A 26,261-nucleotide genomic window follows, 5' to 3' on the forward strand; every position below is an offset into this window, starting at 1 on the left:
AGGGTGGCGGTGGAAGGGGCGGGGGAGACCGGAAAGGTCCCCGGGCCGGCCGTCGGATGCTGGTGTGCTCGATCGCCCTGCCGCTGGTGGCCGCGCTCGGCCTGGTGCTCGGCGGTCCCTCGGCCGGCCGCGCCGACGCCGCGTCGGTCTGCGCCGGACGTCCCGCGAAGACGGTGGCGTTCAAGACCGGGGAGCTGCGCGTCTACAAGAACCGTTCCTACGCCTGTGCGATAGCCGTCGCCAAGAAATCGGGCCCGCGCCGCACCATGTCCGTCACGCTCCAGGCACGCGGCGGCAGCCCCGTCGTCGACCGGGGTCAGTACACCAAGCAGGCCGGTCCGGTGACGGTCCATGCGCTGAACCGGTGCGTCAGGGCCTCGGCCACCATCTCGGGGAAGTCGGGGTCCACGGGCTGGATCCTCTGCTGAACTCTCCGCTGACCGGCCCGGACCCTCGTTTCCGGGTGCCGACCGGGTCTGGCGGTACGGGAGTTGCCCCGCTAGGTTCACGGCGAAAGTTGTGACTCCTGGGAGGGTGTATGCGCAAGGCGTTCAGAGGGTTCCTGTCGCTCGCGGTGCTCATCGGCACGGTGGGCGCGACAGGCGCCTCGGCCGGGGCGGCCACCGCCGCGGAACCGGCAGCGATCCGGACCGGCACCGCCGCCGACAACGGCACCGGCACGGACATCAAGGACCGCATCCTCGCCATTCCGGGGATGAGCCTCATCGAGGAGAAGCCCTACGCGGGCTACCGCTACTTCGTCCTCAACTACACCCAGCCGATCGACCACCGGCACCCGTCCGAGGGCACCTTCCAGCAGCGCATCACCCTGCTGCACAAGGACACGTCCCGCCCGACGGTCTTCTACACCGGCGGATACAACGTCTCCACCAACCCCGGCCGCTCCGAGCCGACCCGGATCGTCGACGGCAACCAGGTCTCCCTGGAGTACCGCTTCTTCACCCCGTCCCGCCCGGCGCCCGCCGACTGGTCCAAGCTCGACATCTGGCAGGCCGCCAGCGACCAGCACCGCGTCTTCACCGCGCTGAAGCAGATCTACACCAAGAACTGGCTGGCCACCGGCGGTTCCAAGGGCGGCATGACCGCCACCTACTTCGAGCGCTTCTACCCCCGGGACATGGACGGCGTCGTCGCGTACGTCGCGCCCAACGACGTGGTGAACAAGGAGGATTCGGCCTACGACCGGTTCTTCGAGAACGTCGGCACCAAGGAGTGCCGCGACAGGCTGAACGGCGTTCAGCGCGAGGCGCTGGTCCGCCGCGAGCCGCTGGAGAAGAAGTACCAGGAGTACGCCGCCGCGAACGGCTACACCTTCGACACCACCGGCTCGCTCGACCGGGCGTACGAGGCCGTCGTCATGGACTACGTCTGGGCGTACTGGCAGTACAGCCTGCTGTCCGACTGCGACACCATCCCGGCCGACGCCGCCTCGGCCACCGACCAGGAGATCTGGGACTCGATAGACGCGATCTCCGGCTTCTCCGCATACACGGACCAGGGCCTGGAGCGGTACACGCCGTACTACTACCAGGCGGGCACGCAGCTCGGTTCGCCCGACATCAAGCAGCCGTGGCTCGGCGACCTGAGCCGGTACGGGTACCAGCCGCCGCGCAACTACGTGCCGCGCTCCATCCCGATGAAGTTCCAGCCGTCGGTGATGCGCGACGTCGACAAGTGGGTGAAGAACCACGCCGACCGGATGCTGTACGTGTACGGGGAGAACGACCCGTGGGGCGCGGAGCGCTTCCGGCCCGGCGCCCGCTCGCACGACAGCTACGTCATGACCGTGCCCGGCGGCAACCACGGTGCCAACGTGGCCGGGCTCGCCGCGGACGACAACGCGAAGGCCACCGCGGCGATCCTGCGCTGGGCGGGCGTTGCTCCAGCCGCGGTGCAGGACGACCCGGCGAAGGCGAAGCCGCTCGCGAAATTCGACACGCGGCTCGACCGGCAGGACGTGAGGAACGAGCGCCAGCTGCGGCGGTAACGGTTCTTCGAGCAGGTTCCGTGAGCTGAGGGAGGGGCTGTGCGCGCGGCGCGCAGCCCCTCCGCGCCTTCCGGCTAGTACGTCAGCCCGTAACCGACCGGGTGCAGCACCTTCGACGGGTCGTCCGCGCGCTGCACCGGGACCGGCAGGGTGCCCCGCGGTTCGGCGCGGCCCGCGATCACCCGGGCGGCGGCCCGCAGTTCGACATCGGTCCAGGAGTACGTGGCCAGGTTCGCCGCGAACCCGGTCCCGGCCAGCTGGGCGATGTCGTACGGATTGCGGATCGCCACCGTGATCACCGGGACGCCGGTCGCCGCCAGCGCGCTCACCAGGGTGCGCTGCGAGCTGGTCGCCGAGACGTTGTACGTCGCCACGACCACCGCGTCCTTGCCCTGTGCGGCGGCCACCGCCTCGGCGATCTTCGCCGGCGCAGGAGCGGTGCCGGTGGACAGCGCGGTCGCCGCGTGACCCAGTTCGCCGAACTCCGTGGCCAGGGTGGTGGTCGGCGGTCCGGTGGTGCCGGACGGGGAGGCGGGATCGGCACCGACCACGAGCAGGTTCTTGTGGGAACGGCGGGAGAGCGGCAGCACCGCGCCGTCGTTCGCGAGCAGCGTGGTGGTGCGCTCGGCGATCCGGTCGGCGGCGGCGAGGTGCGCCCGGGTGCCCACCGTGCGGTCCACCCCCGCGCGGCTGACGAAGGGGTTGTCGAACAGCCCGAGCTTCGCCTTCAGCCGCAGGATGCGCAGGATCGATTCATCAATCCGGGCCTCGCTGATCTCACCGCTCTTCACGGCCTCCAGCACGGCGTTCCAGGAGACGTCCAGGCTCGGCGGGTTGAGCAACTGGTCGACGCCGGCCTTGAGGGCGAGGACCGGCACGCGGTCGTCGCCGTACTTCGTCCGCACCCCCTCCATGCCGAGAGAGTCGGTCACCACGACACCGTCGTAGCCCAGCTCCTCGCGCAGGATGCCGCTGAGGATCGGGTGGGAGAGCGTCGCCGGGTCCTCGGCCGGGTCCAGGGCCGGTACCACGATGTGCGCGGTCATGATCGAGTCGATGCCCGCGGCGATCGCGGCCCGGAACGGCGGCTCGTCCAGCTCCGCCCACTGCTCCCGGGTGTGGGTGATGACGGGCAGTCCGGTGTGGCTGTCGGTGCTGGTGTCGCCGTGGCCCGGGAAGTGCTTGGCCGTCGAGGCGATCCCGCTGCTCTGGTACCCCTTCACCTGCGCGGCGACCAGGGCGGCCACGGACCGCGGGTCGGAGCCGAAGGAGCGTACGCCGATCACCGGGTTGGCCGGGTTGACGTTGACGTCGGCGTCCGGGGCATAGTTCTGGTTGATGCCGATCGCGGCCAGTTCGGCGCCCGCGATCTGCCCGGCCCGGCGGGCGTCGGAGCGCGAACCGCCCGCGCCCAGCGCCATCGCGCCCGGCATCAGGGTGGCGGGCTCGCCGACCCGGCAGACGATGCCGTGCTCCTGGTCGGTGGAGACGAGGAGCGGCAGGGGGGTGGGGCCGGCGAGACCGGCGCGCTGGATGCCGTTGGAGAGTTCGGCGATCTGGTGCGGGTCGCGGGTGTTGTGCGCCCAGGCGAAGTAGATGATGCCGCCGACGTGGTACCGGTCGATCATCTCGGCGGCGGTGCGGACCCCGATCTCGGCCATGTTGGCGTCGATGTCGGCCTGGTCGGGGTCGGTGGCGGAGTGCCCGTACACCCGCATCACGAAGAGCTGCCCGACCTTCTCCTCCAGGGTCATCCCGGAGATGATCCGCTTGAGGCGCTTGGTCGTTGTGGCTGAATCGTGCTGTCCGCTGCTCGCGGACCGCTGGGCGGCGAGCGCGCCGGGGGCGAGGCCCGCGCCCGTGACGGCGGCTACAGCCGTCGCGGCGGTGGCGGTGAGGAGGGTGCGTCTGGAGGTGCGGTGGTGCACGTGAGCTCCTTCGGCCGTACTCGGGGACGAGAGGTGGCGAGAGTGGTGAAAGAAACTTCCAAGGAGCACGGATATCCAGAAAATAACTTCCGGTCAAGGGTCCGGACCGTTTTGAGCGTCTCCGGCGTGGCAGAGATCGTCCCGACGTCCGCCCGTGGGCCCCGTCCCTGCCCCGCCTAGTCAGTCCTGCCCCTGCCCCAGCCCCACCGCGGCGCCGTGCGCCCGCAGCGCGGAGACCGCCGCCGTGATCGCGGGCCGCCGGGCCGCCTCCGTACGCCATAGCGCGTACAGCCGTCGCACCGGCACGGGATCGAGCGGCACCGCCACCACCCCCGGCGGCAGCTGCCCGCGCCCCAGGCGCGGGATCATCGCGACTCCGAGGCCGGCGGCGAGCAGGGCCAGCTGAGTGTGGTTCTCCTCCGCCTGGTGCCGGATGTCCGGCTCGCAGCCCGCCGCCCGCAACGTCCGTAGGAGCCAGTCGTGGCAGACCGTCCCCGGCGGCTGGCAGATCCACCGCTCCTTCGCCAGCTCCTCGCGCCGCACATCTCCCCGCCCGGCGAGACGATGCCCGGCGGGCACCAGCAGATCGCAGTGGTCGTCGCCGATCACCGCCTGTGCCACGCCCTCGGGGGCGGGCAGCGGGGCGATGTCCCAGTCGTGCGCCACCGCCAGATCGATCACGCCCTTGGCCACCAGGTCGACCGAGAGATGCGGATCGACCTCGGTCATCCGGACCTCCAGCGCCGGGTGATCCCGGTCCAGCCCGGCCAGTACCCCGGGCAGCAGTCCACGCGCCGCGGAGGCGAACGCGCCGATCGACAGCCGCCCGGTCGGCAGCCCCCTGCGCTCCTCCAGCGTCGTCTCGGCGCGCTCCACGATCGCCAGCAACTGCTGGGCCGTCTCGGCCAGATGGAGCGCCTCCTCGGTCAGCGCGACACCCCTACCGCGCCGTTCCAGCAGCGTGGTGCGGGTCTCCCGCTCCAGCTTGGTGATCTGCTGCGAGACCGCCGACGGGGTGTAGCCGAGCGCGGCGGCGGCACTCGCGACGGAGCCGTGGACGAAGACGGCGTGCAGGGCACGCAGCCGGGCCAGATCGAGCACCACAACCTCCCGGACCTCGCTGATCCACGAGCGGATCAGTCGCGTGACCAGTCGCGTGACCAGTCACGTGATCGGTCACGTAATTCGTTAGCGATACTCAATTTCACCATGAAGAAATCCGCGCTGGTGCTACATGGTCGGTGCGGGTGATCCTCGGCGTATGCGTCCCCTCCACATCGCCCTGGCCGCCCTGGTGGCAGCCCTCTGGGGTGTCAATTTCGTCGTCATCGAGCTCGGCCTCGGGCACTTCCCGCCGCTGCTCTTCTCGGCCCTGCGCTTCCTGGTAGCCGCGCTGCCCGCGGTCTTCTTCGTCGGCCGGCCCAAGGTCGCCTGGAAGTGGATCGTGGGCGTCGGGCTCGTCCTCGGGGTGGCGAAGTTCGGCCTGCTCTTCATCGGCATGGACCGGGGCATGCCCGCCGGCCTCTCCTCCCTCGTGCTCCAGGTCCAGGCGGTCTTCACCGCACTCTTCGCCGCCGTCGCGCTCGGTGAACGCCCGGGAACGGTACGGGTGTTGGGGATGGGGGTGGCGCTCGCCGGCATCGGGGTCGCCGCCGTCGACGAAGGGGCGGGCGGCCCCGTGCTCGCCTTCGTCCTGGTGATCGCGGCGGCGGCCTGCTGGGGCGTGTCCAACGTACTGACCCGCAAGGCCGCCCCGAGCGACTCGCTCAACTTCATGGTCTGGGTCTCGACCGTGCCCGTGCTCCCGCTGCTCGGCCTCTCCCTCCTCTTCGAGGGCTGGGACCGCGACAAGGCGGCGCTGGCCGCGCTGGACTGGAGCGGCGCCGGGATCATCGTCTACGTCGCCTGGATCACCACCGTCTTCGGTTTCGGCGCCTGGGGCTTCCTGCTGCGCCACCACCCGGCCTCCTCGGTGGCCCCGTTCACCCTGCTCGTCCCGGTCTTCGGGATGTCCTCGGCCGCCCTGCTGCTGGACGAGTCGGTGAGCCCGCTGCGATGGTGCGCGGCGGCGCTGCTGGTCGGCGGGGTGGCGCTCACGTCGCTGGCGGGGGCGCGGCGCCCGCGCACCGGGGCCCAGGAGGCCCCCGAGTCCCCGGAGCCGGAGGTGGTGCGGGCCGCCTGACCCGGCCCGCGTGCCACGCCCCCGGCCCGCGCGCCGCCTACTGCTTGGGCGCGCCCAGCCGCAGCAGGTGCTCCCGCCCGGCGTCCAGCAGCCCCGGCAGCTCCGCCGCGGCCGGGTGCCAGCGCTTCTCGTACTCCCAGCAGACCCAGCTGTCCGGGTCCAGCGTGTCCAGGCAGGCACCCAGCGGCAGCACCCCGGCCCCCAGCGCCAACGGCTCGGTGTCCTCGGCCGACGCGATGTCCTTCACCTGTACGTATCCCAGGTGCGGGGCCAGCACCGCATGGCTCGCGGCCGGCTCCTCGCCCGCCAGCCAGGTGTGCATGATGTCCCACAGCGCGCCCACCTGCCGGTGCCCGACCGTCCCGACGACCCGGGCGACATCGGCGCCGGCCCGGTGCGAGTCATGGGTCTCCAGCAGGATGCGCACGCCCTTGTCGGCGGCGTGCTCGGCGGCGGCGGCCAGCCGCCGGGCCGCGGTCGCGTCGGCCGTGCCGGGGTCCTGGCCGCCGCCGCCAGGGAAGACCCGGACGTTCTGCGCACCCAGATCGTGCGCCAGGTCCACCAGCCCGGCCAACTCGTCCAGCACCGGCGCGTCGTCGCCCTCGGCGGCGGCCCGGACGTACCCGGCGACGGTCAGGATCTCGACGCCGCCCTCCTTGAACTCCTTGACGACGGCGGCCCGTTCGTCCGCCGAGATGCCGGGGTGCACCGGCTCCTCGGGGTGGGCGCGCAGCTCCACCCCCTGATAGCCGTGCCCGGCGGCGAGCCGGACGACATCGGCGACCGGCATCCCCGGCACTCCGAGGGTCGAGAAAGCGAGCTTCACGTGCGTGTCCTTCCGTCGGTGCGTGCCACCGCACCGGCATGCGGCGTTCCCGGATGCCGGTAACCGTACGGTCCCGTGCGGCTCACGCGCGCGGCGGCGCCGTCGACCCCCGCACCATCAGCTCCGCCGCGATCGTCGCGATTCCCCCGGGCGGCGGTGTCTCCTTGCCCATCGCGAGGCGGCCCGCCCGTGCGCCCGCCTCGAAGAGCGGCAGCCGTACGGTCGTCAGCGCCGGGACCGCGTCCACGGAGAACGGCAGGTCGTCGAAGCCCGCCACCGAGATGTCCTCGGGGATGCGCAGTCCCTGGTCCCGGACCGCCGCGCTCGCGCCCAGCGCCACCGTGTCGTTGGCGGCGACGATCGCCGTCACCTCCGGTTCGCGGCGCAGGAGTTCGAGGGTGGCGTCGTAGCCGGAGCGGCGGTCGTAGGGGCCGTGGACGGTGAGGCGATCCTCCTCGTGCGAGTCCGCAGGGCCGCCGAGCCCCGCCGCCCGCATCGCGTCGCGGTGGCCCTCCAGCCGGTGGCGGGTCGTCGTCCGCTCCGGCGGGCCGGCGACGTAGCCGATCCGCCGGTGGCCGAGCGAGAGCAGGTGTTCGGTGAGACGGCGGCCGCCGCCCCGGTTGTCGAAGGCGAGCGCGGCCACGACCGCCCCGCCGTCCGGCAGCGGGGGGCGCCCGCACAGCACCACCCGGGTGCCCGCGTCCGCGAGCTTGGCCAGCTTGGCGGAGACCGCGTCCTGGTGCGCCGGGTCCTCCACCGCGCCGCCGGTCAGGACGACGGCCGCGGCGCGCTGGCGCTGGAGCAGGGTGAGGTAGGTGAGTTCGCGCTCGGGGGAGCCGCCGGTGTTGCAGACGACGGCCAGCTTCTCGCCGCCCGCCCGGCCGGAGCCGTCCCCGGGACCGCCGATCTCGGTCTGTGCCGCGCCCGCCATGATCCCGAAGAACGGGTCCGCGATGTCGTTGACCAGGATGCCGACCAGGTCGGATGTGGCCGCCGCGAGCGAACTCGCCGGCCCGTTGAGCACGTAGTCCAGGTCGTCCACCGCGCGCAGGACCCGTTCGCGGGTGGACGCGGCCACCGGGTAGTTGCCGTTCAGCACGCGGGAGACGGTGGCCGGCGACACCCGGGCGCGGGCCGCCACATCCGCCAGGGTGACTGTCATCCGCTTTCCTCCGAGGGTTTCGGGCCGGGCCCTCTTGTCCGGGCCGCTGTCGGCAGGCTAGCGTCATCCTGGATAGAAAGCGCTTGCTACGGCTGTATGGAGGAAGTTTCGTGACACGCAGGACAGTGCGCATCGCCATGAACGGCGTCACGGGTCGCATGGGCTACCGGCAGCACCTGGTGCGCTCGATCCTCGCGATCCGCGAGCAGGGCGGCCTCGACCTCGGCGACGGGGACGTGCTGTGGCCCGAGCCGGTGCTGGTGGGCCGCCGCGCCCACGCGCTGGAGGAGCTCGCCGCGCAGCACGGTCTGACCGAGTGGTCGACCGACCTCGACGCGGTGCTCGCCGACGACACCATCGACATCTACTTCGACGCCCAGGTCACCTCGGCCCGGGTGGACGCGATCAAGAAGGCGATCGCCGCCGGCAAGCACATCTACACCGAGAAGCCCACCGCCACGGACGTCGAGGGCGCCCTGGAGCTGGCCCGGCTGGCCCGCGAGGCCGGGATCAAGCACGGCGTCGTCCAGGACAAGATCTTCCTGCCGGGCCTGCTGAAGCTGAAGCGCCTCATCGACGGCGGCTTCTTCGGCGAGATCCTCTCCGTGCGCGGCGAGTTCGGCTACTGGGTCTTCGAGGGCGACTGGCAGGAGGCCCAGCGCCCCTCCTGGAACTACCGCGCGCAGGACGGCGGCGGCATCGTCGTCGACATGTTCCCGCACTGGGAGTACGTGCTCCACGAGCTGTTCGGCCGGGTCTCCACCGTCCAGGCACACGTCCAGACGCACATCCCGCAGCGCTGGGACGAGCAGGGCAAGCCCTACGCCGCCACCGCCGACGACTCCGCGTACGGCATCTTCCAGCTGGAGAGCGGCGCGGTCGCCCAGATCAACTCCTCCTGGACCGTCCGCGTCAACCGCGACGAGCTCGTCGAGTTCCAGGTCGACGGAACGCACGGCTCCGCCGTCGCGGGCCTGCGCAACTGCCGCGTCCAGCACCGCTCGGCCACCCCCAAGCCGGTCTGGAACCCCGACCTTCCGGTCACCGAGTCCTTCCGCGACCAGTGGCAGGAAGTCCCCGACAACGCGGTCTTCGACAACGGCTTCAAGGCCCAGTGGGAGCTCTTCCTGCGCCACATCGTCCTCGACGAGCCGTACACCTGGGACCTGATGGCCGGTGCCCGCGGCGTGCAGCTCGCCGAGCTGGGCCTGAAGTCCCACGCCGAGGGTCGCCGTCTCGACGTACCGGAGCTGTCGCTGTGACGAGCCACCCCACGCACGGCGCATCGGAGCTGATCTGAGTGACCATCCACCTCCCGCAGGGCCCGTACGAACCCCGTACCACCCCGCTCGACCTGGCCCCCGGCGCCGGCCCGCTCGCCTCGCGCACGGTCTTCTCCGCCGCCCATGTCGTCGCCGACCCGTACGCCGACGTCAGCCCCGACTCGCCCGCCGCCGTCGACTGGGACGCCACCCTCGCCTTCCGTCGCCACCTCTGGTCGCACGGCCTGGGCGTCGCCGAGGCGATGGACACCGCCCAGCGCGGCATGGGCCTGGACTGGGCCGGCGCGGCCGAACTGATCCGCCGCTCCGCCGCCGAGGCCAAGGCGGTCGGCGGCCGTATCGCCTGCGGCGTCGGCACCGACCAGTTGCCCGCCGGGCCCGCCACCCTCGCCGAGGTGCGCTCCGCCTACGAGGAGCAGCTCGCGCTCGTCGAGGCGAGCGGCGCCCAGGCCATCCTGATGGCCTCCCGCGCGCTCGCCGCGGCGGCGAACGGCCCCGAGGACTACCTGGAGACGTACGCGCACCTGCTGCGCCAGGCGTCCGAGCCGGTCGTCCTGCACTGGCTGGGCCCGATGTTCGACCCCGCGCTGGACGGCTACTGGGGCTCCTCGGACCTCGACGCCGCCACCGACACGTTCCTGAAGGTCATCGCGGAACACCCGGACAAGGTCGACGGCATCAAGATCTCCCTGCTCGACGCGGAGCGCGAGATCGACGTCCGCCGCCGCCTGCCCGGCGGGGTGCGCTGCTACACCGGCGACGACTTCAACTACCCCGAGCTGATCGCGGGCGACGACCGGGGCTTCAGCCACGCCCTGCTCGGCATCTTCGACCCGCTGGGCCCGCTGGCCGCCCACGCGGTACGAGTCCTCGACACGGGCGACACCCAGGGCTTCCGCGACCTCCTCGACCCCACGGTCGAGCTGTCCCGGCACCTCTTCCAGGCGCCCACCCGCTTCTACAAGACGGGCGTGGTGTTCCTGGCCTGGCTGGCCGGCCACCAGGACCACTTCACCATGGTCGGCGGCCTGCAGTCCGCCCGCTCGCTGCCGCACCTGGCGAGGGCGTACGAACTCGCCGACCGGCTGGGCCTGTTCCCCGACCCGGAACTGGCCGAATCCCGGATGCGGGCCCTGCTCACGGTCAACGGCGGCGACGGAGGAACCCGATGAGCGACGGCCGTCTCTCCATCAACCAGGAGACCATCAAGCAGTGGTCGCTGCCCGAACTGGCCGAGGGCTGCGTCAAGGCGGGCATCGACAAGGTCGGCCTGTGGCGGGCCCCCGTCCAGTCGTACGGCATCGAGCGCACCGCCCGGCTCCTCGCCGACTCCGGCCTGTCCGTCACCAGCCTGTGCCGCGGCGGCTTCTTCACCGCCCTGGACCCGGCGGAACGGGCCCGTGCCCTGGACGACAACCGCGCCGCGCTCGACGAGGCGGCGGCCCTGTCCACCGACACCCTGGTCCTGGTCTCCGGCGGCCTCCCCGAGGGCAGCAAGGACCTGCACGGCGCCCGTGAACGAGTTGCGGACGCCCTGGGTGAACTGGCCCCGTACGCAGCCGAACGCGGCGTACGTCTCGCCATCGAGCCGCTGCACCCGATGTTCGCCTCGGACCGCTGCGTCGTATCCACGCTCTCCCAGGCGCTGGACATCGCGGAACGCTTCCCGGCCGACCAGGTCGGCGTGGTCGTCGACACGTACCACATCTGGTGGGACGACCAGGCGGCCGCGCAGATCGCCCGTGCCGGTGCGGGCGGCCGGATCCACTCCTTCCAGCTGGCCGACTGGATCACCCCGCTCCCGGCGGGAGTTCTGGTGGGCCGCGGTCAACTCGGCGACGGGTCCGTGGACTTCCGGGCGTTCCGCTCGCTGGTCGAGTCCGCCGGCTTCGACGGCCCGGTCGAGGTGGAGATCTTCAACGAGGCGCTCTGGGCCCGGGACGGCGCCGAAGTCCTCGCCGAGGTCGCCTCCCGGTACGCCGAACACGCCTGCTGACAGGGCTCTTTGCCAACAAGGCAAAGAGATCGTCAAGGCGTGCAACCGTTTGGTGGTTCGCCTGGTCGTATCTGGCGTCGGGTGCTTCCGGGGAGGGATCTGGGGGGATCAGGAAGTCCCGGCGTTGGGGGAAAGCGAGGGGGGCCCGGTTTTGCGACCGGGCCCCGTTTCGTGTTCGGGGGCCGCCCGGCATGCACGGCGCCGCCGTTGCTGCTGCTGCTGTCGCCGCTGCCGCTGGCGCAGGCCCGGGACCCGGTCCGCCGACGGACCCTGTGACGGAAAAATGCAGCATTACGCGGCATCACATGGCATCACGTGGCATCACGTGGCATCACGTGGCATCACGTGGCGCCATGTGGTGCCATGTGGCGCCATCGAAGGTGCCGGAGAAGCCGAGAATCCATGTGGCACCGCATTGATGCAACATGGCGTCGGCCTATATCCGCAGGTCAGAGCCATCCCGGTGTGAACGCTCCACAGCTACCCCTCTTTCGGGGTTGCGTATGGCGCCACCCTGGTGCCACTATGGCGTCATGGACCTCACGCCGTATGTCGACAACCTCCGCCGCGAACTCGCGGTGGCCGCCGAAGCCGGCGGCGAAGAAGCCCGTGAGCTGGCCGAGCGGCTCACCGCTCCGCTGGAGTCGGCGACCCGCCTGACGATGCTCAACGTGCTCTCCGCCGCGATGGACGAGATCACCCGTGAACTCGCCCCCGGATCGGTCGACGTACGGTTGCGTGGGCTCGACCCCGACTTCGTGGTGACACGGCCGACGGGTGAGGAGACGTACGGGGACAGGGGCGGGCCCGTCGAGCCGCTCAAGGCCCCGGCCCCGTCCCCGGCACCCGCCGACGGCGACGAGGGTGGCACCGCCCGCGTCAACCTGCGCCTGCCCGCCCACCTCAAGGCGCGCGCCGAGGAGGCCGCGAGCCGCGAGGGTCTGTCGGTCAACGCGTGGCTGGTCCGAGCCGTGTCGGCCGCGGTCGACGGCGGCGCGCAGCCCCGTACGCCCCAGAAGACCAGCACCACAGGACAGAGCTTCACGGGCTGGGTGCGCTAGGCAGGACCTGGCCGCACCCGCACCCGACCTGCGCCACCCACACCACGTCCCACCTGCGGGGACGCCCCGACGAGTCATGAGGACGGTACAGCCATGCCTTCTTTCGACACTCCCGAACCGATCACGGTCACCGCGCACGTCGGCGCCGGCTCCCTCCGGCTCACCGCGAGCGAGCGCGGAGACACCGCCGTCGAGGTACGGCCCGCGAGCCCCAAGCGGGACAAGGACGTGCGGGCCGCCGAGCAGACCGAGGTCTCGTACGCCAACGGCGTCCTGACCGTCAGGACGAAGGAACGCCGCTTCATCGGCCCCGCCGGCGCCGTGGACGTCGTGATCGACCTGCCCGTCGGCTCCGGCGTCGACATCACCGGCGCCTGGACCCAGGTGGCCGCCGAGGGCCGGCTCGGCAAGGTCCGGGTGAAGAGCTCGGGCGGCGACGTCCGGCTCGACGAGACCGGGCCGGTGCACCTGACCGTCTCCCACGGCTCGATTTCCGTCGACCGGGTCGGGGGCGCGGCCGAGATCACCACCAGCTCCGGCAGCCTGCGCGTCGGCACGGTCGACGGACCCGCCGTCCTGAAGAACTCGCACGGCAGCACGACCGTCGGTGCCGTCGTCGGCGACCTGCGGGCGAACGGCGCCTACGGCGACATCGACATCATGTGCGCCGAGGCATCGGTCACCGCCACCACCGCCCATGGCGCCCTGCGTGTCGCCGAAGTGGTCTCCGGCACCGTCCAGTTGGAGACCTCCTACGGTGCCATCGACATCGGGGTCCGCCGGGGCACCGCCGCCTGGCTCGACGTCAGTGCCGAGCGCGGGCAGGTGCACAACACGATCGCCGACTCGGCGCCGCCGGCCGAGACGGAGCGGACCGTGCAGGTCCGCGCCCGCACCCGCTGGGGCAACATCGACATCCGCCGCGCCAAGGCCTGAGCGTCAGCAACACCCGTACGACGTCCCTCGCTCCACTCCCCTCACGAGCCCGGAGGGCTCCATGCCTGCTTCTGTCATGCCCATGCTCACAACCGAATCGGCGGCCCTCGCCGTCTCCACCGTCGGGCTGCGCAAGTCCTACGGCGACAAGACCGTCCTCGACGGCATCGACCTGCGCATCCCGGCCGGATCCGTGTTCGCGCTGCTCGGCCCGAACGGCGCCGGCAAGACGACGACCGTGCAGATCCTGTCCACGCTCATCGCCGCCGACGGCGGACAGGCCCAGGTCGCGGGCCACGACGTCGCCGGCTCCCCCGACGGGGTGCGCGCCGCGATCGGTGTCACCGGACAGTTCGCCGCGCTCGACGACCTGCTCACCGCCGAGGAGAACCTGCTCCTCATGGCCGACCTGCTGCGCCTCGGCAAGCACGAAGGGCGCAGGCGGGCCGCGGAGTTGCTGGAGCGGTTCGGCATCGCGGACGTCGCCAGGAACCGTGCCGCGACCTTCTCCGGCGGCATGCGGCGCCGGCTCGACCTCGCGATGACGCTGGTCGGCGACCCGAAAGTGATCTTCCTGGACGAGCCGACGACCGGGCTCGACCCGCGCAGCCGCCGCACGATGTGGGAGACGGTGCGCACGCTGGTCGAGAGCGGCGTCACCGTCTTCCTCACCACGCAGTATCTGGAGGAGGCCGACCAGTTGGCGGACCGGATCGCGGTGCTCGACGGCGGCCGGATCGTCGCGGAGGGCACCGCCGACGAGCTCAAGGCACAGATCCCCGGCAGCCATGTACGGCTGCGGTTCGACGCCGTCGACGAGTTCGAGCGCGCCGCCGCCGCCTTCCCCGGCGCCGCCCGCGACGACGAGAACCTCTCCCTGCGGGTTGCGAGCGACGCCGGCATGGAGGCCCTGCGCGCCCTGTTCGACCAGCTGGACACGGCCGGAGTGCGGGCCGCCGACTTCTCCGTGCACACCCCCGACCTCGACGACGTGTTCCTCGCCCTGACCGGCGACGGCACCGACGCCACCCCGCTCCACGTCAAGGAGACCCTGCGATGACCACCCTCACGTACGCCGTGCACGACTCGATGACGATGCTGCGGCGCAACATCAAGCACGCGCTGCGCTACCCCGCCGTCTCGCTCGGCCCGGCCATGATGCCCATCCTGATGCTGCTGCTCTTCGTGTACGCCTTCGGGGACTCGATCGGCGCCGGTCTGCCGGGCTCCGGCGGCCGGGACGCGTATCTGGAGTACCTGACGCCCGGCGTCATCATCATGGGCGTCGCCGCCGGGGCCATGTCGACCTCGATCGCGGTCTGCCAGGACATGACCGAGGGCATCATCAACCGCTTCCGCACCATGAACATCACGCGCTCGTCGTTCATGACGGGCCATGTCATCGGCTCCGTCATCACCACGGTGGTGAGCCTGGTCCTGGTGGTGGGCGTGGCCCTCGCGCTCGGCTTCCGCCCCGACGCGAACCCGCTGGAGTGGCTGGCCGCGGCCGGGCTGATCGCGGCCATCGCGTTCGCCGTGGCCTGGCTGTCGGCGGCGCTCGGACTGATCTCCAAGACGGTCGAGTCCGCGAGCAACAAGCCGCTGCTCATCCAGTTCCTGCCGTTCCTCGGCTCGGCGTTCGTGCCGGCCGGTTCGATGGCGCCCGGCCTGCGCTGGTTCGCCGAGTACCAGCCGTTCACGCCGATGACCGAGACCCTGCGCGGCCTGCTCACCGGCTCGGCGATCGGCAACAGCGGCTGGATCTCCCTCGCCTGGTGCGCCGGTATCACTCTGGTCGGCTACGTCTGGTCGCGCTCGCTCTTCAACAGCAGCACCAAGCGCTGAACACCAAAACGCCCAAGGCGGGGTGCTCACCCACCGGCACGGAGCCGGCGGGAGCGGGCACCCCGCTCCCGCATGTCGAGGGCGTCGGCCCGGCTGGGGGGAGCCGTTCGTCGTCCGGGCTTCGCGGACTGGTCCGAGCCGCCAGGACCGAAGTGATGCCGGGCGCGGGGACCGACCCTCGCCGGTATGAAGAACCTGGCAAAACACAAGGCCCGACCACCCTGCGCCTCATAGACTCGATCATCTTGACGATATGTACCGGTGGGGTGGGAACAGCGTGGACGACCGGCTTCGTGACCTGGCCAAGGCATCACCGAACTTCGGGGTGTTGTATCAGCATCAGCCGCTCCTCGCCCTGTACGGCGCCCAGGCCGAACTCAACGTCTTCAGCAATCCGAACGCCGCCCAGGTCCAGGCGGGCCAGTTCGGTGAGGTGTTGGCCGAGGATCTCGTCACGCGTACGGGCATCCGTGTCGCGGGCACCCGCCAGATCGACCGGTTGCGGGCCCTCACCGACATCGGCGCGCTCCCCCCCGCCGTGCACGACGCCTTCGACCGGCTTCGCCGCGACCGCAACGAGGCCGCGCACGCCCACCTCTTCGACACCACCCGCGCTCTTGAGGCCGTACGCCTCTGCTACGAGCTCGGAGTCTTCTACCACCGCGCCCTGACCGGCAAGCGCACGGTCACGGCCTTCGTTCCGCCTGCCATGCCCGTACTCACGGACCCGGCGGAGGTCGCCGAACTGCGCCGGGCGCTCGACGGGCAGCGCGACGCACTGGCCCAGTCCCGGGTCAAGCTGAGCGAGTCCACCGACCGCCTCGCGGCCGAGAGCCGGGCCCGCGCCGAGGCCGAAGCCCTGATGGTCAGTGCTCAGCAGGCCAAGGCAGCGTTGGCTGCCCGGCTCGTGGACATGGAGACCGAGATCGTCAGCCTGCGATCCGCGCAGCAGGCCCAGTACGAGACCGACCGCAAGCAGCCGCGCCGGGTGAACGCCGCCGCCCGTGACGCCATCGTGCACCGTGCCCAGCGCCCGGCCCCTCTCAACGAGGTCCAGGCCCGGCAGAAGATCGACGTCATGCTCGCCGAGGCCGGCTGGCTCGTCCAGGACCGCGCCGACCTGAACCCGCTCGCCGGACAGGGCGTCGCGGTACGGGAGTTCACCCTCGCGACCGGACGCGCGGACTACGTGTTGTATGTCGACGGCCGGATCGTCGGCGTCATCGAGGCCAAGCGCGAGGGGGACCACCTCTCCAGCGCCCTCTCCCAGAACGAGCGCTATGCCAAGGGTGTGCTGAAGGAGCACAGCCTGGCCGTCTGGCGGGAGTCCGAGCCCTTCGCCTTCCGCTACGCCACTACCGGAACCGAGACCTACTTCGTCAACCGCCTGGACCCCGAGCCCCGGTCCCGCGAGGTGTTCTCCTTCCACCGTCCCGAGACCGTCGCCGCTTGGATGGAGCGCGCGGAGGACCGCCGGGCCCCGACCTTCCGGGCCGGTCTGCGGCGCATGCCGAAGCTGGAGCCGTACGGTCTGCGCCTCGCGCAGATCGATGCGATCAGCGGCCTGGAGCAGTCCCTCGCCCAGGACAGGCCCCGCGCTCTGATCCACATGGCGACCGGCGCGGGCAAGACCTTCACGGCCGTCACCGAGACCTACCGACTGCTTCGCCACACCGGCGCCCGTCGTGTCCTCTTCCTCGTCGACCGCAACAACCTCGGCCGTCAGGCGCTGTCGGAGTTCCGCAACTACACCACCCCCGACGACGGCAGGAAGTTCGCCGACCTCTACAACGTCGACCGGTTGGGCGCGGCCGGACTCCAGGACACCTCGTCCGTCGTGATCTGCACGATCCAGAAGATGTACGCCCTGCTCAAGGGCGAGCAGCTGACGGACGACGACGCCCGCGACGACGCGACGGACGCCGGACAGCAGCAGACGGGAACGGCTTCCGCCGACAGCGCGGGGGACGACCCCGAGATGAACTACGCCACCGACCGCCCCATCGAGGTCGAGTACCAGCCGGACGTGCCTCCGGAGTCCTTCGACCTGATCGTCGTGGACGAGTGCCACCGTTCCATCTACGGACTGTGGCGGGGCGTCCTGGACTACTTCGACGCCCACCTCGTCGGCCTCACCGCGACTCCGACCGCGCAGACCCGGGGCTTCTTCGACCAGAACACGGTCTCCGAGTACACCTACGAGCAGGCCGTCGCCGACGGGGTCAACGTCGACTTCGACATCGTCCGCGTCAATACCGACCTGCGCGAGCAGGGCGGCGCGAAGATCGAGGCCGGGACGACGGTCCGGATCAAGGACCGTAAGACCAGGGCCCAGCGGTACGTGGAACTCGACGACGACCTCACCTACACCACCAACCAGATCGGCCGGTCGGTGATCACCGTCGATGAGATCCGCGCCGTGCTCACGACCTACAAGAACAACTGGCAGCGCTGGTTCCCCGGCCGCAGGGACCTCCCCAAGACCCTCGTCTTCGCGGTCGGTGAAGACCATGCCGAGGACGTGCTCAAGCAGGTCAAGGAGGTGTTCGGGCGCGGCGACGACTTCGCAAAGAAGATCACGTACAAGAGCCGTCAGAACGGCGACAACCCCGACGACCTGATCAACGATCTCCGTAACTCGCCCCGGATGCGGGTCGCCGTCACGGTCGACATGATCGCCACGGGCACGGACGTACGGGCCCTGGAGTGCGTGATCTTCCTGCGGTCGGTACGCAGCGCGGTCCTCTTCGAGCAGATGAAGGGACGCGGGGCACGCACCATTGACGCCACCGAGCTGCGCGAGGTCACCCCGGACGCCGACGACGACGTCACGAAGGACCGCTTCGTCCTCATCGACGCGGCGGGCGTCACCACCTCCCCGCTGGTCGACGCGCGGCCCATGATCCCGGCGACGGGCAAGCAGGTCTCGCTCGCCAAGCTGCTCGACAAGACGGGATCGAGGTCGATCAGCGCGGAGGAGGCGGAGATCCTCCAGCGACGCCTGTCGCGACTGAGCCAGCAGCTCAAGCCGGAGGAACGGGACCTCCTGGCCAACACGGCGGGCGGCATGACCCTCTCCGAGATCGCCCGCGGAATCGTCGACGCGGTGGACGTCGACGCCCAGGACACGGCGAGGCGGCAGGGCGGTGCGGGAGCGGCCCGCAGGCTGGTGGAGGACGCCGTGGCCGTGCTCACCGGCAACCCGGAGCTGCGTCGCCAGATCCTGGAGATCCGCCGGGACAAGGACCTGACGTACGACGAGACGACGGCCGTCACCGTGACGGAGGTCGAAGAGGTCCCGCGCGAGAAGCGCGCCCGCGAGAACCTGGACGAGTGGGGTGACCTGCTCAAGAATCAGCGCGACCGCAACGCGGCGATCCGGCTCGCCCTGGGCAGCGGAAACCCGGTCTCCCCGGCCGAGGCCCGGGACGCCCTCAAGGAACTCGCGGCGACGATCAGGGCCTCCCGGCGGGCCTGGACGCCGAACGTTCTCTGGGGCTTCCACGAGGACCTGAGCCAGGCGGTGGCCCGCCCGGGACGCGAGGCGGGGATCCCGGACCTGATCAGCCTGATCCGTTACGAGCTGGGCGCGGACAGTGAGCTCCGCCCGTACCGTACGGTGGTCGAGGAGCGTTTCGAGGGCTGGCTGCTGCGGCAGCGACAGGCGGGCGTCGCATTCACGGACGACCAGCTGTGGTGGCTGGAGAAGATCCGGGACGTCGTCGCCAGCGATGTCGGCATAGAGCCGGCGGAGCTCGCCCACGAGCCGTTCACGGAGCGCGGCAAGGGGCGCGGCTTCATGATGGCGTTCGGCGGAAAAGAGCCGGCGCTGGATCTGTTGACTGAGCTGAATCGGGAACTGGCTTGAGCGAGAAGGAACTTCCGGCGGGGTGGGTTTGGGTGCGTCTCGAAGACCTGCTGCGCGAGCCGCTACGCAATGGGCACTCAGCGCGCGCCACGAAAAACCCGGACGGAATCCGCACGCTGAGCCTGACGGCCGTTACCAAGACTGATTTCAGTGATGCGAATACTAAAATCACCTCGGCGAGTCCGGAACGAGTCAAGGATCTCTGGCTTGAATCGGGAGACATCCTTATTCAGCGCTCCAATACGCCAGATCTTGTGGGTACAGCAGCGATCTTCAAAGGAGACAGTGGCTGGGCAATTTTCCCGGACCTACTCATTCGCGTCAGGGTTAACTCGCTAATTCTTCCTGATTTCCTTGCGTTGCTTTTGAGTAGTGGTCGTGCGCGCAGATACTTTAAGTCGAAGGCTAAAGGGCTGGCTGGGTCCATGCCCAAGGTTGATCAATCCGCGATCTCCAACTTCAGTGTTCCTCTGCCCCCTCTTGCGGAGCAGCGCCGCATCGTCGAAACCCTCGAAGACCACCTTTCCCGTCTGGATGCGGCGGTCCGACTCCTCAAGCACTCCGCCCGCCGCCTGTCGCTCCTCGCTGATTCAGTGGTCAGCGCCATGCTGAACGACGGGAGCGGATTCCCCGTCGAGCCACTCGAAGGCCTTCTGCGTGAACCCTTGCGCAACGGGCACTCCGCCCGGGTGACGGCTGATGCTGGCGGGGTCCGCACGCTCAATCTCACCGCGGTTACGTTGAATGATTTCCGGGATGAAAACACGAAGATCACGTCAGCGGACCCCTCTAAAGTTAAGGGGCTTTGGCTGGAACCGGGAGATATCTTGATCCAGCGGTCCAATACGCCCGACTTGGTGGGTACAGCGGCAATTTTCAACGGGCCAAAAAACTGGGCCATTTATCCGGACTTGTTGATCAGGGTGCGTACAGACACTCGCTTGGACCCCGAATTCGCGGTCATGGTGCTGCGGAGCAAGTCCGCGCGGACCTACTTCAAGACCAAGGCGAAGGGGCTGGCAGGCTCCATGCCCAAGATCGACCAGGCTGTCATCGCCAACTTCCAGATGCCAGTTCCACCGATCGAAGTGCAGAAGAGCCTGGTGGCCGAGGTTGCCGCGAAAATCGATGCGACTGCACGCGTCGGTAGTCAATTGACTCAGCAGGACGTGCGCGCGGCCTCGCTGCGGAATGCTCTCCTGCGACACGCCTTCACCGGCGCTCTCGTCCCCCAGGACCCCGCCGACGAGCCCGCCACCGCCCTTCTCACCCGCATCCAGGCCGAGCGGGATGCGCAGCCCAAGGCCAAGCGCGCCCGACGCACTTCCGCCGCGCCGCGCAAGTCGAAGGCCCCCACAACCTCGCCCCCCGCACTCGCCCCGTCACCCACCCCCGCCCCCACCCACGCCGTACAGCAGGAGTTCGACCTGTGACCGCGCCCGCGTCCACCGCCACCGCCGACCAGGGCCCCCGCCCTGCCCCCGTCGACGACAACATCGTGCTCGCCCCGCAGGCCGCAGCCCAGACCAACACTCTGGTTGCCAAGCTCTGGAACTACTGCAACGTCCTCCGCGACAACGGCCTGTCCACCATCGAGTACGTCGAGCAGCTCTCGTACCTCCTCTTCCTCAAGATGGTCGACGAGATCAACGACGACCCCTTCTCAGACGCAGACGCCGCCGAGATCGTGCCGAAGGCGTACGACTGGAAGTCCCTCGCCAGCAAGAAGGGCCAGGCGCTCGAACTCCACTACCGCAACGTCCTCGACGCCCTCGGTACCCGCCCCGGAACCACGCTCGGCACCATCTTCACCAAGGCCCAGAACCGGATCACCGAACCCGCCCTGCTCGAAAAGCTCGTCGTCGATCTCATCGGCAAGCAGGACTGGACCGTCGGCGACGCGGACCTCAAGGGCGACGCCTACGAAGGGCTGCTCGCCAAGGGCGCCGAGGACACCAAGACCGGAGCCGGCCAGTACTTCACGCCTCGCCCGCTCATCGACGCGATCGTCGAGGTGATGCGCCCCCGTCCCGAGGACACCATCACCGACCCCGCCTGCGGAACCGGCGGCTTCCTCATCGCCGCGCACTCCTACATCCGCAAGCACCACATGAAGGACCTCACCCGCGAGCAGCGCCTCGCGCTGGGTGCGGGCAAGATCTGGGGCAACGAACTCGTCCCCGGTACCGCCCGGCTCGCAGCCATGAACCTGCTGCTCCATGGCATCGGCAGCAGCGAAGGCAAGAGCCTGATCGATGTCGGCGACGCCCTCGCGACCAAGCCGAGCGGCAAGCACGCGTCGCTCGTCCTCGCCAACCCGCCGTTCGGCAAGAAGTCCGCGATCACGGTGATCGGCTCGGACGGCAAGGCGGAGAGGGAGGACATCAGCTACGACCGCGACGACTTCCGCGCCTCCACCACCAACAAGCAGCTCAACTTCCTCCAGCACATCATGTCGCTGACAGCCATCAACGGTCGGGCTGCCGTCGTCCTCCCCGACAACGTCCTCTTCGAGGGCGGCGCGGGCGAGAAGATCCGCCGACGCCTGCTGGACGAGTTCGACCTGCACACGATCCTGCGGCTGCCCACCGGAATCTTCTACGCGGGCGGCGTGAAGGCGAACGTCCTCTTCTTCGACAAGAAGACCCCTCGCGCGGACGGCAAGCCGCACACCACCAAGGTCTGGGTCTACGACCTCCGCACGGCCAAGCACTTCACCCTCAAGCAGCGCCCGCTGACCCGGACCGACCTGGAGGAGTTCGTCCAGGCGTACGGCGAGAAGCCCGCCGACCGCGTGGACACGTCCGCTGACGACGGTGGCCGCTTCAAGGCGTACGCGTACGAGGAACTGGTCAAGCGCGACAAGGTCAACCTCGACCTCACCTGGATGAAGGACCCGGCCCTGGAGGACGCCGACAGCCTCCTGCCGCCCGAGGTGATCGCCGCCGAGATCGTCCAGGACCTCCAGGCGGCGCTCAGCGAGTTCGCCGCGATCGCCGAGGCACTGGGCGGCGAGGTTCCGGCCGACGCGGAACCGGAATAGCTCCCGCCCCTCCTACACCGGACGGAACCGCAACCCATGTACGTCTCCCGCGTGCACGTCGAGAACATCAAGTCGTTCCATGGTCCGCGCGTCGTCGACCTGACACTGACCCGCCCGGACGGTACCCACGCCGGCTGGACGGTTCTCGCGGGCCGGAACGGGTCGGGCAAGACGACACTGCTCCGAGCCCTGGCTCTTGCTCTGAGCGGCCCGGTGCCGGCCCGTGGCCTGGTCCAGAGCTTCGAGAACTGGGTCACGCGGGGGGCGGACTCAGGCACTGCCGAGGCAGAGGTCGTCAGGGACGCGGTCTTCGACAAGTTCACCGCCTCGGGACGCACCCAGAACGACTTCTGGACCGGGCTGCGGTGGACCGCCCCTGCTGACGGCGCCGGAGGCCGCAGGAGTGCCCAGCCTGCCCTGGGAGAGATCAGGTACAACCCCAGAGCGACGAGTGCCAGTCCTGCCCAGCGCGGCCCGTGGGCCGACAACCCGGTGGGCTGGTTCTGTGCCGCGTACGGGCCGTTCCGGCGCATGGCCGGGGGATCGGGCGAGGTGCAGCGTCTGATGCTGGCCTCCGGGCCAGTGGCCCGGCAGGCAAGCCTGTTCCACGAGGATGCCTCGCTGGCCGAAGGTGTCGCTTGGCTCATCGAGCAGCATCTACGCGCGCTGGAAGGCAAGGAGGGCGCAGCAGACCTGAAGGCGGCAGCGCTCTCAGTTCTGGGCGACGGGCTTCTCCCGGATGGCTACCGCGTCGAGGACGTGGACTCGGAGGGACTCTGGATCACGCGTGACGGGCACCGCTACCCCTTGCGTGAGATGAGCGACGGCTTCCGAACCGTGGCGGCGCTGGTGGTCGACCTGCTGAAGCAGATCCACGACGCCTTCGGCGACGAGGTGTTCGGCGGAAGCGGAGACGGACCCAGCCCCCTCCAGGTTCCCGGTGTCGTGATCATCGACGAGATCGACGCCCATCTCCACGTCTCCTGGCAACGTCGCATCGGTCCCTGGCTGACCACGCGCTTCCCCAACATCCAGTTCATCGTGACGACCCACAGCCCGTACATCTGCCAGGCAGCCGACCCGGGCGGCCTGATCCGCCTGCCAGGTGTGGAGGAAGATGCCGCGCCCGAGGTCGTACCGAAGGAGCTCTACGAGCGAGTGGTGTACGGCAGTGGTGATGACGCGGTCCTCTCCGACCTCTTCGGCCTGGACACCCCGTACTCCGAGCGGGCCGAGCATGCCCGCGCCGAGTTCGTCGCGCTGGAGTCCAAGGTGTACGAGGGCGATACCTCGCCGGACACCGTCGCCCGCTACAAGACCTTGAAGGGCCTGCTGGCCAGCTCGCCCGCAGCGCGCGTGCTTGAGGCGTCCGCTCAACTCCACCGCATCGCCGAGGAGATCGAGAACGGAGAGGCGGGCGAGGCGGAATGATCCGGCTGCAACGCACTGGCCTGCCCCCAGCCGTGGCAGCGCACCTGAAGGCGTACACCCAGGAGATCGAGCAGACCGCAGAGTCGAGACGCAAGGCGAAAGCGGCGGATCTCTGGGCGCATTCGACCGTACGGAGACGTGTACGAGAAGGCCTCCTCGACACCCTCGCGAAAATGGCACCCGGCCACCAGCGCTGCATGTACTGCGGTGACAGCCAGGGAACGGACATCGATCACTTCGAGCCGAAGAGCCTTGCTCCGCTGCGTACCTTCGAGTGGCTCAACCACTTACTGGCCTGCGCGTACTGCAACAGCAACCAGAAACGGAATACCTTCCCCCGATCCGCGGAGGATGGCAGCCCGCTCCTCCTCGACCCCACTCTCCAGGACCCGCTGGACCATATGCGGCTGGTCCTGCCCCTGTGCACGTACAAGGGGCGGACGCCTCAAGGGGAGGCGTGCATAGACGTGTTCGGACTCAACACACGCGGGGCCCTCGTCGACGGGCGCAGAACGGCTTACGGGACCGCCAAGCAGTCGGTCGAGCTCTGGAGCATCGCCACGGACCGGGGCCAGCACAGCAAGGCGGCGGAGATTGTCCGAGTCGCCTGGAACCGCCCGCTCGCCGACGTACTGGCCGCGATGTTCCACCAGTCGGACCACCCGGCTGCGGAGCTGCTCTTCGACGGTGAGGAAGAGACACTCGCCCTGCTGCGCGAACCTGCCCTGCGTGAGGGCTTTCTCGCGCGCATGTGACGGTGCCCCGCAACTGGGCCGTCTGCGGGCCGGTTGCGAGGCACAGACGGGCTCAGATGCTGGTGTGGCCACCCTTGACGGCGGCGACGAACGACGACCAGCCGTCGGCCGAGAAGACGAGCGTCGGGCCGCCCGGTGTCTTGCTGTCGCGGACAGGGATGTCGGAGTAGCCGTCGGCGACCTCAAGGCACTCGCCGTTGGAGCCTCCGCTGTAGCTCGACTTGCGCCACCCGGACAGCGCCTCGCCGTCAACGATGGCGGGCTCGGTGCTGTGCATGCTCGTGCTCCTCCGCGATGGCTCTTACGAGGGCCACCGACTCCTCATGTGGGGCTGCGTCGCCCAGGGCGAGAGTGTAGGACGTGTGGCACGCCTCTACCAGCGCCGGATCATCCATCAGATGTCCAGTGCGAAGACCCTCGACGTACGAGACCGGAGCGGCATCCGCGAAGTTCAGCAGGTAGACCATGCTTTCCTGAAGCGCGTGTGCTCCCGCTCCGAAAGTCAGCACGTGCAGGCGCAGGCGACCGGACTCGGCCATATCTGCCACCTTGTGTAGTTGTTCCGCCATGACGTGTGGCCCGCCGACCGAGCGTCTGAGCGCGGCCTCATCAAGCAGTGTCCAGGCGACCGGAGTCGATGACTCGGCGAGCAGCCGACCGCGCTCCAAGCGATTGACAATAAACTCGTCAAGTTCTCCCGTGCCGTAGTTGGGGCGACACGCCTGGAAAACGGCACGGGCGTATGCATCCGTCTGAAGCAGGCCAGGGATGAGAGACGCGGCATACTGGCGGATCTCCGTAGCCTCACGCTCCAACTCGGCGACCACCGCGAAGTAATGAGCGAACTTCGAGTCCAAGTCGTCCAGCCAGCGGGCGAAGAAGCCGTCAGTCTTCAACGCGATGTCGAGCCGGTGCGCGTCATCCGGCTTCGGCAACCGCCGCCCCGCCTCGTAATGGCTGATCAGCGTCGGCGAGCACACGACCTGATCGCCCAGGGCCTCCTGAGTCAGCCCCGCCGCTGTCCGTCGCAGCCTCAGCTCCTCCCCGTACTTCTCCCTCGGCGTACGCGGCTTCCGGTTCGTCGCCATTCAGCCCCAACTCCTTTGTCTGACCGGCGGGCTGTCAAGCCCGAACCTCTGGAGCGTAGCCACGTCCGACCCCACTCTGTGATGAGTTCGCCACAGAGCGCATCCGTTCGTGGGTATTCAGAGGGAGAGCACGTCGACATGAAGAATCTCGTCGGCCGGGTCACCGAGTCGCTGATGCGGCTGGTACGCCCGGTCCCCGCCACCGTTCATCCCTACTCCTGCGTGTACGTGGCCGGTCCCACCGCCTGCCGTACCGGTGAGCGCCCGCCGCGCGGCGAGGACAGCCCCCTGGTCCGTCCGTATCTCGTGGCGCACGAGCGGCAGATGGCCGAGGCGCGGCGTCGGCGGCGCACGCTGTGGCTGGCCGTGCAGGGTGTGGACATCAGTCCCCGGCCCGCCTTCGGAGCGGAGGTTGCCGCGTGAACGCGGAGCGGCACCAGCACCACACGTTCAGGCTGCTGCCCTGGACGGGGGCGGAGGGCAAGCCGAGTTACGTCCTGGGGGACGGCACCGGCTACGTGTCACGGATGGCCGACGGCATCGAAAGCGTCCAACTCGGCATGGCGGGCGATCTGCTCGACCACGCCGCCGAACTGCTGGCGGACCAGAGGGTCACGGGGCCGGAGCTCCATTTCCTCGCCAGCCGGCTGAGCGAGTCGCTGCGGGAGGTCAAGGCAGTCGCCGAGAGCCGGGGTTCGCGACTGAAGGCGAGTGGGTCCGTTCCGGACATCGACGGGCCGAGGCGTCGAGAACCGGACATCGATATCCGATGAGTCCATAAGCCGCTTGACGGGCTCCCGGGCTGTCACCAAACCTGTTCATGCAGCTCAGAGAACATGTGACAGTACG

At 69.7% G+C, this 26,261-nt stretch carries 23 protein-coding genes; 17 read left to right on the top strand and 6 right to left on the bottom strand.

Annotated elements, in window-relative coordinates; translation table 11 throughout:
* The first annotated feature begins 56 nt into the window (after positions 1–56).
* Positions 57–428 carry a hypothetical protein gene (locus tag ACIRJP_RS34445; RefSeq protein ID WP_404182992.1) on the top strand — a complete coding sequence of 124 codons (372 nt, stop codon included), beginning with the start codon at positions 57–59 and terminating at the stop codon, positions 426–428.
* A 110-nt stretch (positions 429–538) separates the two neighbouring features.
* Positions 539–2,008: a S28 family serine protease gene (locus ACIRJP_RS34450; RefSeq protein WP_404182995.1), complete on the top strand. Its 1,470-nt coding sequence runs from the start codon at positions 539–541 to the stop codon at positions 2,006–2,008.
* 74 nt (positions 2,009–2,082) lie between these two features.
* Here ACIRJP_RS34450 and ACIRJP_RS34455 read toward each other — a convergent pair whose 3' ends face one another.
* Entirely contained in the window at positions 2,083–3,936 is a 1,854-nt protein-coding gene (locus ACIRJP_RS34455) for a glycoside hydrolase family 3 protein (protein ID WP_404182998.1), read from the bottom strand.
* A 180-nt stretch (positions 3,937–4,116) separates the two neighbouring features.
* Positions 4,117–5,037, bottom strand: a complete 921-nt coding sequence (locus ACIRJP_RS34460) for a LysR family transcriptional regulator (protein WP_404183001.1) — start codon at positions 5,035–5,037, stop codon at positions 4,117–4,119.
* Positions 5,038–5,197: 160 nt separating this feature from the next.
* Here ACIRJP_RS34460 and ACIRJP_RS34465 point away from each other — a divergent pair, with 160 nt between their 5' ends.
* A complete protein-coding gene (locus ACIRJP_RS34465) occupies positions 5,198–6,118 on the top strand; it encodes an EamA family transporter (RefSeq protein ID WP_404183004.1) in 921 nt (306 codons plus the stop codon).
* A 37-nt stretch (positions 6,119–6,155) separates the two neighbouring features.
* On the opposite strand, the gene ACIRJP_RS34470 is transcribed toward ACIRJP_RS34465, so the two are convergent.
* Positions 6,156–6,944 carry a sugar phosphate isomerase/epimerase family protein gene (locus ACIRJP_RS34470; protein WP_404183007.1) on the bottom strand — a complete coding sequence of 263 codons (789 nt, stop codon included), beginning with the start codon at positions 6,942–6,944 and terminating at the stop codon, positions 6,156–6,158.
* Between the two features lie 82 nt (positions 6,945–7,026).
* Positions 7,027–8,106, bottom strand: coding sequence for a LacI family DNA-binding transcriptional regulator (locus ACIRJP_RS34475; protein ID WP_404183010.1), 1,080 nt, complete (start codon positions 8,104–8,106; stop codon positions 7,027–7,029).
* 110 nt (positions 8,107–8,216) lie between these two features.
* Between ACIRJP_RS34475 and ACIRJP_RS34480 the strand changes: the two genes are divergently transcribed.
* The 12 genes from ACIRJP_RS34480 (at position 8,217) to ACIRJP_RS34535 (ending at position 24,324) form a co-directional block, all read left to right on the top strand.
* Positions 8,217–9,368 (top strand): Gfo/Idh/MocA family protein, encoded by a 1,152-nt coding sequence (locus ACIRJP_RS34480; protein WP_404183013.1) that lies wholly within the window; start codon positions 8,217–8,219, stop codon positions 9,366–9,368.
* 38 nt (positions 9,369–9,406) lie between these two features.
* A complete protein-coding gene (locus ACIRJP_RS34485; protein ID WP_404183016.1) occupies positions 9,407–10,561 on the top strand; it encodes a dihydrodipicolinate synthase family protein in 1,155 nt (384 codons plus the stop codon).
* Complete coding sequence (locus tag ACIRJP_RS34490; protein WP_404183018.1) at positions 10,558–11,385, top strand: sugar phosphate isomerase/epimerase family protein; 828 nt, start codon at positions 10,558–10,560, stop codon at positions 11,383–11,385. Before ACIRJP_RS34485 ends, ACIRJP_RS34490 begins: the two co-directional genes overlap by 4 nt.
* A 533-nt stretch (positions 11,386–11,918) precedes the next feature.
* Entirely contained in the window at positions 11,919–12,446 is a 528-nt protein-coding gene (locus tag ACIRJP_RS34495) for a hypothetical protein (RefSeq protein ID WP_404183021.1), read from the top strand.
* A gap of 93 nt (positions 12,447–12,539) precedes the next feature.
* Positions 12,540–13,382: a DUF4097 family beta strand repeat-containing protein gene (locus tag ACIRJP_RS34500; RefSeq protein ID WP_404183024.1), complete on the top strand. Its 843-nt coding sequence runs from the start codon at positions 12,540–12,542 to the stop codon at positions 13,380–13,382.
* 76 nt (positions 13,383–13,458) lie between these two features.
* Positions 13,459–14,442 carry an ATP-binding cassette domain-containing protein gene (locus ACIRJP_RS34505; protein ID WP_404183027.1) on the top strand — a complete coding sequence of 328 codons (984 nt, stop codon included), beginning with the start codon at positions 13,459–13,461 and terminating at the stop codon, positions 14,440–14,442.
* The gene (locus ACIRJP_RS34510) at positions 14,439–15,227 is read left to right on the top strand and encodes an ABC transporter permease (protein ID WP_404183030.1); all 789 of its coding nucleotides are present in this window, start codon (positions 14,439–14,441) and stop codon (positions 15,225–15,227) included. Before ACIRJP_RS34505 ends, ACIRJP_RS34510 begins: the two co-directional genes overlap by 4 nt.
* Positions 15,228–15,504: 277 nt before the next feature.
* A complete protein-coding gene (locus ACIRJP_RS34515) occupies positions 15,505–19,095 on the top strand; it encodes a DEAD/DEAH box helicase family protein (protein ID WP_404183033.1) in 3,591 nt (1,196 codons plus the stop codon).
* Complete coding sequence (locus ACIRJP_RS34520) at positions 19,092–20,528, top strand: restriction endonuclease subunit S (protein ID WP_404183036.1); 1,437 nt, start codon at positions 19,092–19,094, stop codon at positions 20,526–20,528. Before ACIRJP_RS34515 ends, ACIRJP_RS34520 begins: the two co-directional genes overlap by 4 nt.
* Positions 20,529–20,593: 65 nt before the next feature.
* The gene (locus ACIRJP_RS34525) at positions 20,594–22,138 is read left to right on the top strand and encodes an N-6 DNA methylase (protein WP_404183072.1); all 1,545 of its coding nucleotides are present in this window, start codon (positions 20,594–20,596) and stop codon (positions 22,136–22,138) included.
* 36 nt (positions 22,139–22,174) lie between these two features.
* Positions 22,175–23,569 carry an AAA family ATPase gene (locus ACIRJP_RS34530; protein WP_404183039.1) on the top strand — a complete coding sequence of 465 codons (1,395 nt, stop codon included), beginning with the start codon at positions 22,175–22,177 and terminating at the stop codon, positions 23,567–23,569.
* A 32-nt stretch (positions 23,570–23,601) separates the two neighbouring features.
* Positions 23,602–24,324 (top strand): HNH endonuclease, encoded by a 723-nt coding sequence (locus ACIRJP_RS34535; RefSeq protein ID WP_404183042.1) that lies wholly within the window; start codon positions 23,602–23,604, stop codon positions 24,322–24,324.
* 52 nt (positions 24,325–24,376) lie between these two features.
* Here the strand turns inward: ACIRJP_RS34535 and ACIRJP_RS34540 are convergent, their stop codons facing one another.
* Positions 24,377–24,601, bottom strand: coding sequence for a DUF397 domain-containing protein (locus ACIRJP_RS34540; RefSeq protein ID WP_404183045.1), 225 nt, complete (start codon positions 24,599–24,601; stop codon positions 24,377–24,379).
* Positions 24,573–25,412, bottom strand: a complete 840-nt coding sequence (locus tag ACIRJP_RS34545; RefSeq protein ID WP_404183048.1) for a Scr1 family TA system antitoxin-like transcriptional regulator — start codon at positions 25,410–25,412, stop codon at positions 24,573–24,575. The genes ACIRJP_RS34540 and ACIRJP_RS34545 overlap by 29 nt, the downstream gene beginning before the upstream one ends.
* A gap of 138 nt (positions 25,413–25,550) precedes the next feature.
* Between ACIRJP_RS34545 and ACIRJP_RS34550 the strand changes: the two genes are divergently transcribed.
* Both ACIRJP_RS34550 and ACIRJP_RS34555 read left to right on the top strand, forming a co-directional pair.
* Positions 25,551–25,835: a hypothetical protein gene (locus ACIRJP_RS34550; RefSeq protein ID WP_404183050.1), complete on the top strand. Its 285-nt coding sequence runs from the start codon at positions 25,551–25,553 to the stop codon at positions 25,833–25,835.
* Complete coding sequence (locus ACIRJP_RS34555; RefSeq protein WP_404183053.1) at positions 25,832–26,185, top strand: hypothetical protein; 354 nt, start codon at positions 25,832–25,834, stop codon at positions 26,183–26,185. The genes ACIRJP_RS34550 and ACIRJP_RS34555 overlap by 4 nt, the downstream gene beginning before the upstream one ends.
* Positions 26,186–26,261 lie beyond the last annotated feature (76 nt).

Source organism: Streptomyces sp. NPDC102437, from assembly GCF_044765565.1.
Classification (GTDB): domain Bacteria; phylum Actinomycetota; class Actinomycetes; order Streptomycetales; family Streptomycetaceae; genus Streptomyces.

Bases quoted from the DNA above. Each gene is read 5' to 3' on its own strand.
- ACIRJP_RS34445 (WP_404182992.1), top strand. From the start codon at position 57: ATGCTGGTGTGCTCGATCGCCCTGCCGCTGGTGGCCGCGCTCGGCCTG.
- ACIRJP_RS34450 (WP_404182995.1), top strand. From the start codon at position 539: ATGCGCAAGGCGTTCAGAGGGTTCCTGTCGCTCGCGGTGCTCATCGGC.
- ACIRJP_RS34465 (WP_404183004.1), top strand. From the start codon at position 5,198: ATGCGTCCCCTCCACATCGCCCTGGCCGCCCTGGTGGCAGCCCTCTGG.
- ACIRJP_RS34475 (WP_404183010.1), bottom strand. From the start codon at position 8,106: ATGACAGTCACCCTGGCGGATGTGGCGGCCCGCGCCCGGGTGTCGCCG.
- ACIRJP_RS34490 (WP_404183018.1), top strand. From the start codon at position 10,558: ATGAGCGACGGCCGTCTCTCCATCAACCAGGAGACCATCAAGCAGTGG.
- ACIRJP_RS34495 (WP_404183021.1), top strand. From the start codon at position 11,919: ATGGACCTCACGCCGTATGTCGACAACCTCCGCCGCGAACTCGCGGTG.
- ACIRJP_RS34500 (WP_404183024.1), top strand. From the start codon at position 12,540: ATGCCTTCTTTCGACACTCCCGAACCGATCACGGTCACCGCGCACGTC.
- ACIRJP_RS34505 (WP_404183027.1), top strand. From the start codon at position 13,459: ATGCCCATGCTCACAACCGAATCGGCGGCCCTCGCCGTCTCCACCGTC.
- ACIRJP_RS34510 (WP_404183030.1), top strand. From the start codon at position 14,439: ATGACCACCCTCACGTACGCCGTGCACGACTCGATGACGATGCTGCGG.
- ACIRJP_RS34530 (WP_404183039.1), top strand. From the start codon at position 22,175: ATGTACGTCTCCCGCGTGCACGTCGAGAACATCAAGTCGTTCCATGGT.
- ACIRJP_RS34540 (WP_404183045.1), bottom strand. From the start codon at position 24,601: ATGCACAGCACCGAGCCCGCCATCGTTGACGGCGAGGCGCTGTCCGGG.
- ACIRJP_RS34545 (WP_404183048.1), bottom strand. From the start codon at position 25,412: ATGGCGACGAACCGGAAGCCGCGTACGCCGAGGGAGAAGTACGGGGAG.
- ACIRJP_RS34550 (WP_404183050.1), top strand. From the start codon at position 25,551: ATGAAGAATCTCGTCGGCCGGGTCACCGAGTCGCTGATGCGGCTGGTA.